Origin of the sequence: uncultured Shewanella sp., assembly GCF_947501665.1 — a bacterium.
Taxonomy (GTDB): Bacteria; Pseudomonadota; Gammaproteobacteria; order Enterobacterales; family Shewanellaceae; genus Shewanella.
On sequence record NZ_CANMWS010000035.1, the window covers coordinates 37671 to 49395 of the forward strand.

The window sequence follows — 11725 nt, forward strand, 5'->3', positions numbered from 1 at the left end:
GATAAAACGTCAATAAAAAATATAACAATATACTTAATCTATTAGGGAGTTCACATGAACACATTACTTAAAATTATTCAATTAAATGCTATTATTGCTCTGGTTAGCTTCTCAGCAGCAGCCTTTTCATCAGACAATTATCAAAAAAGTGTCCATAAAGTCGACAATCATTCCGATAATCAAGAAAAGTGTGAATACCCAATTATTAGTAGAATTCCAATTGTTATTTTTTAATAAAATACAACTCGAATAAATATACCTAATTATACAAAAAAGGCTTTTTTATATTGTCTCACACCTATATTTAAGCTGTATAAGAATAATTTCCTTATACAGCTACACTTTCCCTTTTAAAAAACATATCACCACCAAAATTTATCGTTTAAATTCAAGTAAATAGATAACACCCCATTTGTTTAAAGTGCAATCTATCATGTATGAAAACATTCAATATTCATTATATTAAATATACCGACCATTTTCTTATTTCGATTTATAACAGTATTATTTCCTTAATAAACTGCTTAATGTCAATTAACCGTCAATCGTTTAAAAATAAATAAAAACCAGTGTCAAAAAAACATCTCACTTAAAACTACCCAAAAATAAAATATCAGCTTAATGACAGAGTAAAAAGTATTAAGAATTGAGTAACGTATTAATAGTAGGGAGTAATGCCTTAGCAAGGCGAGTATTTTGCACTTTATCTAAATGCACGCCATCAAGATGACTCGAATGAATAACATGATTAGAATCAAAAAAACCACAGTCTTCCAGTTCAGAAATCAATCGATAGTTTTCTGGTAAATCATGTGATTTATTTTCTGCTCCCATGAATGATGCAGCAAAGACCCCCACTCCACCTTGAATAACAGGAGGACAGATAATTAAAATTTTAGGTACTGTTCCATTAGGGCCAACATTAGCCAATTTAATTTGACAAATTAAGTTTCTCATACCAAAAGCCACATCCCTAGCCTCTAATGATAAATGCCTTTTTAGATCATTACTTCCCAGCATTATCATGACAAGATCAATAGGATGATGGCTTAATAAACAAGGTAATAAATAAGTTAGGCCATTGCGGCCAGGCAATAAAGGGTCATCGAAAACCGTTGTTCTACCGTTTAACCCTTCAATAATGACTTGATAATCTTCACCTAATAAAGCAGCTAACTGCTCAGCCCACCTATCTGCTTTCAAATGACGTTGACATACCATTGTCTTAGTATCGAACCCGTTTGGAACAAAGCCCCAAGTTAACGAGTCACCATAAATTAATATTGTTTTCACTTTGTTTCCTAGAAATTATTCTGCTTCTACAATCATAGCGGTTCCTAATCCACCTGCAGAACAAATGGCCGCCATTCCTAGCCCTCCACCTCTTCTTTGTAATTCTCTGCACAGTTGAGTAATCAACTTAGTCCCAGTAGCTGCAAAAGTATTTCCATAAGCTAACGTGCCACCCAGTACATTAAATTTATCCATATCCACCTCACCTACTGCATTTGGGCGGGCTAAATAGTCTTGAGCAAATTTCTTTGAATTTAACATTTTTATATTTGCCAGTACTTGGGCAGCATAAGCTTCATGCATTTCGATTAATGACAAATCACGTAATTCCAGACCCGCTTTAGCCAATGCCATCGGAATGGCATAAGCCCCACTGCTATACATATTTTTCCACACATCGACGCCGCTAAATGCATAACTCTTAATATAGCCAAGAGGTTGATAACCTAATGCTTTTGCTTTTCCTTCTCCCATGAGTAAAACAGCAGATGCCCCATCACATAAAGCTGGACTATTCGCTGCGGTTACGGTTCCTTTTTGAGTATCATAAATAGGCTTATGTCTATCATAATGAGTCAATTTGGAGTTATAACGGACAGTATTATCACTTTCAATCGCATCGCTTAACTCAGGCGTATCCACATGCATCACTTCACCCGTCAGCTTCAGCTCTTTCCAAGCATTGGCCGCTAACGAGTGAGACCGATGTGCAAATGCATCTTGATTTTCGCGGCTAATACTGAAAGTTTGAGCCATTTGCTCAGCAGTTTGCCCCATATATAAACCTGTTGAATATTCCTTTGGTGTGGGGACATGTGGAATGAAGTCTTTCAATTTTAACTGCCTTAAAATAGCCAATTTCTCACGTAAGCATTTTGCTTTACTTAAATCAATTAATGCTCGCCCAAACTTTTTAGACACACCAATAGGTAAAACCGATGTCGAATCTGCACCTCCAGCCACACCAATGTCAATATTGCCAAGCATGATTGATTCAGACACATTCACCATAGCTTGTATGCTTGTCGCACAAGCACGACTCACACTATAGGCATCTGTAGTCGGTTCCATAGATGTGCCTAAGACAATTTCTCTTGCGATGTTAGGCGCCGTTGGCATTTGGATCACTTGCCCATAGACCAGTTGCTGAATAGCTTTAGGTGCAATGTCTGCACGCGTCAGTAACTCAGACACCACCACCTTTCCCAGTTCTAGAGCAGAAATGCCATGAAAAGCCGTTGCTTGTTTAGCAAAAGGAGTGCGTAGTCCTGATACAATAGCGACTCTTTCCCCTCTACTATTGCTCACTTGTTGCCCTTTTTTCATCGCTATACCCTGTATTTCATTAAACAATCAATACATGTTAGTGCTTTAGTGCCTTTAAAACCTGCACCTTGAGTATGAAAAGTAACCACTACAAATGGCTATAAATCACAACAACACTAGCCGTTAGTATTAGTTCTGTGTGGGAATGACGATATTGTTCAGAAATACAATCGATGAAAAGCTGCTATTAACTCTATATCGCTAAATCAATATAAAATGATAGTCTCAGCTGGAATGAAAAGCGGTTTAGACGAACAACAAAAAGAAAGCGACGCATAAGCGTCGCTTAAAATAGACATGCCTAAAAATAACTATTATTTTTCAAAAAATCGGCTTTTATTTTCTGCCATATTCAACAACATCTGACAAGGCTCAAAACGCGAGCCAAATTGCCCTTGATAATCATTAAGAATAGACACAAGCTTGCCTGCGCCTAACGTATCAATATAGCGGAAAGGTCCCCCCAAGAAAGGAGGGAATCCAATACCAAAAATAGCACCAACATCACCGTCTCTAGGGCTTGCAATAATGTTATCTTCTAAACAACGCACCGCTTCATTAAGCATTTGTACAACACAACGTTGAGCTATTTCATCTATACTTGCATTCGCCCCTGGCACTAATCCTAATACTTGATAAACGCTTTCATCGACCTCTTTTTTCTTCTTGCCTTTGCTTTTATTATAGACATAGAACCCTTTTTGATTTTTACGGCCTTTACGATCATCTGCCATTAATGCATCAAAAGCCGCAGGCGCCTTAAAACGCTCGCCCAATTCAGCTTCTAAAATAGGTGAGATCTTTGCGCCGACATCAATTCCCACTTCATCCAATAAAGTCATCGGTCCCACAGGAAAACCAAATTTAACTAGCGCCTTATCTAAATGATCGACACTTTGTCCTTCTAATAACAGCGCCGCTGCTTCATTCATGTATAACGCCAAAATACGGTTAACATAAAAACCCGCCCCATCTTGAACCACTATCGGGGTCTTACCTTGCTTACGCGCAAAAGCAACTGTTGTCGCGATGGTTTCCGGTGACGTTTTAGCATGTGCGATCACTTCAACTAAGGGCATTTTCTCCACGGGTGAGAAGTAATGTAACCCGATGACATTTTCAGGACGCGCTGCCGCTTCTGCTATTTGACTGATCGGCAAAGAAGAGGTATTTGAGGCAAAAATGGTCGATTCGGCACACTCTCGCTCAATATCTTTCACCATTTGATGTTTAAGAGCTAAATCTTCAAAGACGGCCTCAACCACAATATCGGTATTTTTGACACCGGTAAAATCCGTACTGGTGGTCATCAACGCCATCACATTATCCCGCACAGCAGGTGTCATGTGACGCCTTTTAACCCCTTTATCCAATAACTTGTAAGCATAAGATAAAGCATTACTTAACCCCTTTTGATTAATATCTTTCACTCGAACAGGGATTTTTGCTTTACTGCTGGTGACAGAAGCAATTCCGCCACCCATTAATCCGCCCCCTAGCACCATGGCTTTTTTAATGTCTCTAGGCTGCACATCTCCTGCACCCGTTTCCTTTTTCATTTCAGTGGTAGCAAAGAAGAGACTTCTTAATGCTTGAGACTCACTTGACACCACCAATTCTGAAAATGACTGAGCCTCAACGGCTAACCCTTTTGTTAATCCTTTTGCCATACCTTGACGAACACAATGAATAATTTTGGCTGGTGCTGGATAATTACCTTGGGTCTTTTTAGCCACTTGTTTACCTGCTTGATCGAAAATAATATTACGACCAATACTGGTACTTTCTAACACTCGCTCCATCAAAGGCTTTTGTTTTTTGGTCACCCTTTTACCTTTAAGGGCCATTTTCACAGCCGTTTCAAGCAAAATAGATCCAGGTACCATATCATCAACAAGCCCCATTTTAAGCGCTTGCTTGGGTCTCACTTGTTTTCCCGTTAACATTAAATCTAAAGACTTAGCAACACCGACTAATCTGGGTAGTCTTTGTGTTCCACCGCCACCAGGCAGTAACCCCAATTGCACTTCTGGTAAGCCCATGAGTGTTTTCTTGCTGTCGCTGCACACTCTTTTATGGCAAGCCAGCGCTAACTCCAATCCTCCCCCTAAACATACGCCATGTATTGCTGCCACAACGGGTATATTCAACCCTTCTAATTCGTTAAAAACAACATGGCCATCCGAAGAGATTTTTTTTGCATCTTTTGCTGTGCCGCAAGCATCAAGCATACTGATATCAGCACCCGCAACAAACGAGTCTTTCTTCCCTGAAACTAAAACTAAGCCTTTTATCTGACTATCATTTTTTATTTCTGCCAGCATACCTTGAATTTCAGGGCCAAATTCCGCTCTTAGGGTATTCATGCTCTCGCCAGGCACATCCATCGTCAATACGGCAATACCATCTTCACGGCGAGTTAAATTAAATGTTTTTGTCATCATTATTACTCCACTTCAACTATCATGGCAGTCCCTAAACCCCCTGCCGCACATGCTGTTGCTAATCCTGTTCCACCCCCACGACGCTTAAGTTCACGACAAACTTGTGTCACAAGACGTGTCCCTGTTGCGGCAAAAGGATGCCCATAAGCAAGCGAGCCACCCAATACATTGAATTTATCCATATCAATCTGGCCTATAGCACGATCGCGCCCGAGTTTTTCTTCCGCAAATTTCTTCGACTCAAACATTTGCATATTCGCAAGAGATTGGGCCGCAAACGCTTCATGCATTTCAATTAAGGTTAAATCTTCTAACTCCATCCCCGCGCGTTTTAAGGCAATCGGTGTCGCATAAGAGGGGCCCATTAGCATGTCTTGCCAGACATCAATGGCACAATGTGCATAGCTCTTAATATAGCCTAATGGTTCATAACCTAAGGCTTTTGCATGCCCCTCACTCATCAATAGTATCGCAGAGGCTCCATCGGTTAATGGCGTACTATTCGCCGCGGTGACGGTACCATGTTTACGGTCGAAAGCGGGACGCAATTTTGCATAAGATGCTAGCTCAGAATTGGTACGGATATTATTATCACGCTCAATAAATTGCTTGTAAGGAGGGACATGGGCCGTCATCACTTCATCATTCAACTTACCGGCATCCCATGTCTGGGTGGCTAATGTATGGGAACGATGAGCGAGTGCATCTTGATCTGCTCGGCTAATATTGTAAGTCTTAGCCATTTGCTCGGCCGTTTGCCCCATCGACAACCCCGTCGAATACTCCGCTACTGCTGGAGGGACGGGTAATAAATCTTTGATTCCAAGACGACGAAAAATAGCCAGCTTTTGGGAGAAAGTCCGCGCTTTATTCAAATCCACCAAAGCATGAGCCAATTTTGTAGAAACGCCTATCGGCAATACAGATGAAGAATCCGATCCTCCCGCTACACCAATATCCATATTACCCGTCATAATAGACTCGGCCACACTGATCGTAGACTGAAAACTGGTTGCACATGCTCGAGTCACGCTGTAAGCATCTGTGTGTACATTCATACCTGTGCCAAGCACAATCTCGCGAGCAATATTGGGTGCCTTCGGCATTTGCACCACTTGTCCAAATACCAATTGCTCAATTAATTTAGGATCCAGATCAGAGCGAGTGATGAGTTCATTTACAACCATCTTCCCCATATCCAGCGCTGAAACACCATGAAAAGCGGTTGCCTGTTTTGCAAAAGGCGTACGCAAGCCTGATACAATTGCAATCCGCTCGCCCTTAGCGTTTGTTACCTGTTGTCTATCACTCATTTGTCGCCCTCTTATTCATCTTATCTAAAAAAAACTAGATATTTTATGTCCTTGCTTAACCAAATTTCATGTTCGAAACAGGTCAGACCATCAAAGTGGACTCTGATTCTACCTCCTAAACAATAAGTTTTAAACACTTGTTCATCTTTTAACACTAGCCAAAGGCTAGAAAAATTATTTATTATAAGGGTCATCAAGGATTATTTAAAAAAATAAACGAGTATCATCATGCCTTTAAGTCAACTTCATGCTTTACGCGATTACTTAGATAGTGTCATTCTAGGACAACCTTCTCTCACCGAAAATTTACTCATCGCCTTGATTGCCGACGGACATTTACTGGTTGAGGGCCCTCCAGGACTAGCAAAAACACGGGCTGTAAAGGCCCTATGTGAAGGCGTAGAAGGAGATTTTCATCGAGTCCAATTCACTCCTGATCTCTTGCCTGCCGATCTCACTGGAACTGATATTTATCGCGCTCAAACAGGTGTATTTGAATTTGAATCGGGCCCTATTTTTCACAATTTAATTTTAGCCGATGAGATTAACCGTGCGCCGGCAAAAGTCCAGTCCGCTTTATTAGAAGCTATGGGAGAAGGTCAAGTTACGGTCGGGAAACACAGCTATCAATTACCTGATTTATTTCTCGTCATGGCTACCCAAAACCCTCTTGAAAATGAAGGCACATATCCTCTTCCTGAAGCACAACTCGATCGCTTTTTAATGCATTTAAATCTCGATTATCCAGATGCTGAAACAGAGCTAAAAATCATGCGCATGTCTCGTAAAGAAGCCCTCAAACATGATATGCCACATACAAGCCCCATTAGCCAAAAGGATATCTTTACCGCACGAGATCAAGCCTTAGAAATTTATCTTGCCGAGCCATTAGAGCAATACATAGTCAATATTATCATGGCAACAAGACAACCTAAGGCCTATAGTCACCAGTTAGAAAGTTGGCTAGAATACGGTGTCAGTCCAAGAACCAGCTTATCACTCGAGCGATGTGCACGAGCGCGAGCTTATTTATATGAAAGAGACTTCGTTTCTCCTGAAGATATTCAAGCTGTCGCTCCTAATGTTTTAAGACACAGACTATTGCTCAGCTATCAAGCACAAGCAGAAGGCGTCACGCCCGATAGTGTTATCGAACATATTCTGTCTCAAGTTGCAGTACCTTAAAGGTGGACTTGAGTATGAGAATATCTCAAAAAAGCCGCGAAAATACGGCGAATACTCACTCCATTGACGATAAATTGCCACTCTTTTCAAACGGCGTACATTTAACCGACAAAGAGTTACTCGCTTGCCAGACCTTAGCGCAAGCATTACCTGAAAAACGGGCTCGTGCTAAAGCGAGCCTAGCAGGTCATCGCGCCAGTACCATAAAAGGCCGAGGAATGGAATTTGCAGAGGTCAGGCAATATCAAAATGGGGATGATGTGCGCACCATTGATTGGCGCGTGACAGCGCGAACAGGTAAAACCCACACAAAATTATTCGTCGAAGAACGAGAGCGCCCCATATTAATTTTACTGGATTTAAGCCACAGCCTTTATTTTGGCTCCAGCCTATTATTGCAATCAGTACAAGCGGCTCACTTAGCCGCCACACTCGCATGGAGCGCCATTAATAATGGCGATAAAATTGGGGCATTAATTGCCAGTGAACAAGCTCATATTGAGCTTAAGCCTCGCAGCCGCCAACAAGGCATTTTGCAACTGGTGTCTAATTTAAAACACGTTCACGGTGAACAGCTTTCTCAATTATCGACCCAAGAGCGCGATCCTGAACATATGTTTCATGCTTGCCAGCGATTACGCCGATTAGCCAAACCGGGATCCTTAATTTGGATCATCAGTGATGGCAGCCATTTTACTCCTTCTTGTTTAGGGCCGTTATCTGAACTCAAGCGACATTGCGACATGGGCGCATTTTTAATTACCGATCCTCTCAGGCAAGGAAAGTTACCTCTGCCTAAACAATTTCAGCTTCCGGTTATTGAACGAAATAAAAAAATCTTACTCGATAGAAAAGGATATGATCAATGGCTGGGATCTCAATTAAGCACACAAGCTCAGTTTATCGACATCATGGATCAGCTTAACATTGTTACTCGCTCAATCGATTCAGGACTGCGTCTCAATGAACAGCTAGGAGCATTTAGATAATGTCAGCAACACCCAATCCGGCGCTAGCCAGTTTAAAAGACATCCATCTTCCCACAGCGATTGGTCATTGGCCTTTACCTATCGGGTACTGGGTAGTTATCGTCATCAGCCTTATCATAGTATTCGCCCTCAGTGCGCTCATTTTTAAGCACTACAAATATACAGCCGCTAAACGTGAAGCTTTACGTCATTTAGCACTGCTGCAAGCTGACGATGAATACTATGCCATTCAAGTGAATAGCATCTTAAAGCGAGCGGCAATGAGTTATGTTCCTCGCCAGCAAATCGCCTCTTTAGAAGGAAAAGCTTGGTATAACTGGTTAGCCTCACAAGAAAATATCCCCCAGCTAAATCAGTTACTTGATAGTCGGTATCAACAAACACCTCTTAATATAACGGAACTTGAAACACTGAAAGTATTAGCCAAACAGTGGATCCGTAATGGCTTACCCATAAAGCTAAGCCCCGCACCAAAAGAAACTGCACACTCAACGTCGAAGGAGCCAATATGTTAACCTTAGCTTGGCCTTGGCTACTGATTTTACTGCCCTTACCTTTTATCATTCAAAAAAAATCTCAATCCACAGAGCAAGGTGGACACTTACATTTATCGGGTGTAGAACCCCTTTCGCTGCAACCTTCTGCGATTAAGCAAAGTCTCACACGTAAGCGTTATTGGCTGATATGGGGATTACTGGTATTGAGTGCCACACGGCCACTATGGATGGGAGAGCCCATTGATTTACCGGCCAAAGGACGAGATCTCATGCTCTCCGTCGATTTATCGGGCAGTATGCAAATTGAAGATATGCAAGTCAATGGACAAAATGTCGATCGTTTTACCTTAGTCCAACATGTGCTCAATGATTTTATTAAAAGGCGCAAAGGCGATCGAATTGGGCTTATTTTATTTGCCGATCATGCTTATTTACAATCACCACTAACGTTAGATAGACGCAGCGTCTCGCAGTTTTTAACTGAAGCACAAATCGGCCTTGTGGGTAAACAGACCGCTATTGGAGAGGCTATTGCGTTAGCCGTAAAGCGTTTCGATAATATCGATAAAAGTAATCGAATACTCATTTTACTCACCGACGGTTCCAATAATGCCGGCAGTATCACCCCCGATCAAGCCGCCGCTATCGCAGCAAAAAGAGGGATCAAAATCTACACCGTTGGTATAGGCGCTGATGTGATGGAAAGACGAACACTGTTTGGCACTGAGCGTGTGAATCCATCTATGGATCTTGATGAAACTCAATTGAAATCCATTGCCAATACTACCCATGGTCGCTATTTTAGAGCGCGAAATCCACAAGAATTACAACAGATTTATCAAGAAATTGATAAATTAGAGCCCGTTAGCCGCGACCAACTCACTTATAGACCACAATCTGAACTGTTTTATTGGCCCTTAAGTATGGCCCTGATAGCCAGCATTTTAATTGCACTTGGCTATTTACCTTGGTTTAAACGTTTCACATTTCGTAAAGATCAAAACAGTGAAGCACATCATTCAGCAAAAGGAAGGTCGTGATGTTACATTTTTTACGCCCAGAATGGTTTTTAGCACTTATACCTTTAATCGCCATTTTGCTACTACTTTGGAAAAACAATAAAATTAACACCCATTGGGAACGTTATATCTCTCCTCATTTAGCAAAAGTGTTAATCACGGGATCAGGCTCTAGCCAGAAACATCAATTGAGTATTCTCAGTTTAACTTGGTTTGTTGCAGTGCTCGCCTTATCAGGCCCCGCTTTAACCAAAAAAGACTTACCTGTTTTTCAAACCGATCAAGGTCGTGTTCTGGTGATGGATATGTCTTTATCTATGTACGCAACCGATTTAAAACCCAATCGTCTATCACAGGCTAAATATAAAGCAACCGATTTTCTTAAGGCGCTCTCTGAAGGTGAAACCGCATTGGTTGCATACTCTGGGGAAGCCTTCACCATCAGTCCTTTAACACGAGACAGTGCGACCTTACTGAATTTATTACCTACACTGTCACCTGCCATTATGCCTGTGACTGGCTCAAATGTTGCTGAGGCTTTATTAAAAGCAAAAACCTTACTCATGCAAGCCGGTCATGTTAAAGGCGATATCATTTTATTCACTGATGGCATTCGCCGCAGCAGGCTTAATGAAGCCAAAGCTCAACTTAAAGGAACGCAATATCGACTCGCCATTCTTGCTTTTGGCAGTCAACAAGGTGCGCCAATCTCATTACCCGATGGTCAATTACTCAGAAATAATAGTGATGATGTCGTGATTGCTAAAACTGATGATAATTTACTTAAAGAATTGGCTAATGCCAGCGATGGCACCTACATTCTTTCCCGTGCAGACGGTAAAGATATCACTCAACTCACAACATGGCTCTCCCACACACAAGCAGCAAAAGCCACCCAAGTCAGTGGCGAAACTTGGCAAGATCTAGGCCCTTTCATTGCTTTATTACTGTTAATTCCAGCCTTACTCAGTTTCCGTTACGGGCTCATATGTGCCTTACTCTTCACCAGTTTTTATCAAATCAAACCAGTTCAAGCCTCAACTTGGAATGATCTATGGCAAACTGCCGATCAACAAGGCATGCAAGCTTATCAAGACAAAAACTATGGCGCAGCGGCCGAAGACTTTGAACATAATCAATGGAAAGCCAGCGCACTTTATAAAGAAGGTCAATATGATAAAGCCCTTGAACTGTTTAAACAAAATAACACGGCAACAGGCCTCTACAATCAAGGCAATGCGCTGATGCAACTAGGCCAATACAGTAAAGCTAAAGCCACTTACCAAGACGCATTATCAAAAGCCCCTAATAATGACGATATCAAAGCTAACTTAGCCTTAGCTGAAAAATTAGAAAAGCAGCAAAACCAACAGGATAAGCAAGACCAGCAAAACCAACAGGATAAGCAAGACCAACAAAGCCAGCAGGATAATCAAGACCAACAAAACCAGCAGGATAAGCAAGACCAACAAAACCAGCAGGATAAGCAAAACCAACAAAGCCAGCAGGATAAGCAAGACCAACAAAGCCAGCAGGATAAGCAAGACCAACAAAGCCAGCAGGATAAGCAAGACCAACAAAGCCAGCAGGATAAGCAAGACCAACAAAGCCAGCAGGATAAGCAAGACCAACAAAGCCAGCAGGATAAGCAAGACCAAC

At 41.6% G+C, this 11725-nt stretch carries 10 protein-coding genes; 6 read left to right on the forward strand and 4 right to left on the reverse strand.

Annotation, left to right across the window (positions count from 1 at the left end):
• Nucleotides 1-54 precede the first annotated feature (54 nt).
• Nucleotides 55-234, forward strand: a complete 180-nt coding sequence (locus Q0976_RS21260; RefSeq protein WP_299496231.1) for a hypothetical protein — start codon at nucleotides 55-57, stop codon at nucleotides 232-234.
• 405 nt (nucleotides 235-639) lie between these two features.
• On the opposite strand, the gene Q0976_RS21265 is transcribed toward Q0976_RS21260, so the two are convergent.
• The 4 genes from Q0976_RS21265 to fadI (Q0976_RS21280) all read right to left on the reverse strand — a co-directional run bounded on the left by Q0976_RS21265 (nucleotide 640) and on the right by fadI (Q0976_RS21280) (nucleotide 6376).
• Nucleotides 640-1293, reverse strand: coding sequence for an SGNH/GDSL hydrolase family protein (locus Q0976_RS21265; protein WP_299496233.1), 654 nt, complete (start codon nucleotides 1291-1293; stop codon nucleotides 640-642).
• Nucleotides 1294-1308: 15 nt separating this feature from the next.
• Nucleotides 1309-2619 (reverse strand): acetyl-CoA C-acyltransferase FadI, encoded by a 1311-nt coding sequence (gene fadI / locus Q0976_RS21270; protein ID WP_299496235.1) that lies wholly within the window; start codon nucleotides 2617-2619, stop codon nucleotides 1309-1311.
• Nucleotides 2620-2933: 314 nt separating this feature from the next.
• Entirely contained in the window at nucleotides 2934-5060 is a 2127-nt protein-coding gene (fadJ, locus tag Q0976_RS21275) for a fatty acid oxidation complex subunit alpha FadJ (protein WP_299496252.1), read from the reverse strand.
• A 5-nt stretch (nucleotides 5061-5065) separates the two neighbouring features.
• Nucleotides 5066-6376 carry an acetyl-CoA C-acyltransferase FadI gene (gene fadI / locus Q0976_RS21280; RefSeq protein ID WP_299496237.1) on the reverse strand — a complete coding sequence of 437 codons (1311 nt, stop codon included), beginning with the start codon at nucleotides 6374-6376 and terminating at the stop codon, nucleotides 5066-5068.
• Nucleotides 6377-6604: 228 nt separating this feature from the next.
• Here fadI (Q0976_RS21280) and Q0976_RS21285 point away from each other — a divergent pair, with 228 nt between their 5' ends.
• The 5 genes from Q0976_RS21285 to Q0976_RS21305 all read left to right on the forward strand — a co-directional run.
• Nucleotides 6605-7561: a MoxR family ATPase gene (locus Q0976_RS21285; protein WP_299496239.1), complete on the forward strand. Its 957-nt coding sequence runs from the start codon at nucleotides 6605-6607 to the stop codon at nucleotides 7559-7561.
• Nucleotides 7562-7575: 14 nt separating this feature from the next.
• The gene (locus tag Q0976_RS21290) at nucleotides 7576-8550 is read left to right on the forward strand and encodes a DUF58 domain-containing protein (RefSeq protein ID WP_299496241.1); all 975 of its coding nucleotides are present in this window, start codon (nucleotides 7576-7578) and stop codon (nucleotides 8548-8550) included.
• On the forward strand, nucleotides 8550-9065 hold the full coding sequence (locus Q0976_RS21295; protein ID WP_299496243.1) for a DUF4381 domain-containing protein: 516 nt from the start codon (nucleotides 8550-8552) through the stop codon (nucleotides 9063-9065). Before Q0976_RS21290 ends, Q0976_RS21295 begins: the two co-directional genes overlap by 1 nt.
• Nucleotides 9059-10087: a VWA domain-containing protein gene (locus tag Q0976_RS21300; protein WP_299496245.1), complete on the forward strand. Its 1029-nt coding sequence runs from the start codon at nucleotides 9059-9061 to the stop codon at nucleotides 10085-10087. Before Q0976_RS21295 ends, Q0976_RS21300 begins: the two co-directional genes overlap by 7 nt.
• Nucleotides 10087-11725, forward strand: a 1639-nt coding sequence (locus tag Q0976_RS21305; RefSeq protein WP_299496247.1) for a VWA domain-containing protein, incomplete at its 3' end; no start/stop codon positions are given. The genes Q0976_RS21300 and Q0976_RS21305, both read left to right, overlap by 1 nt.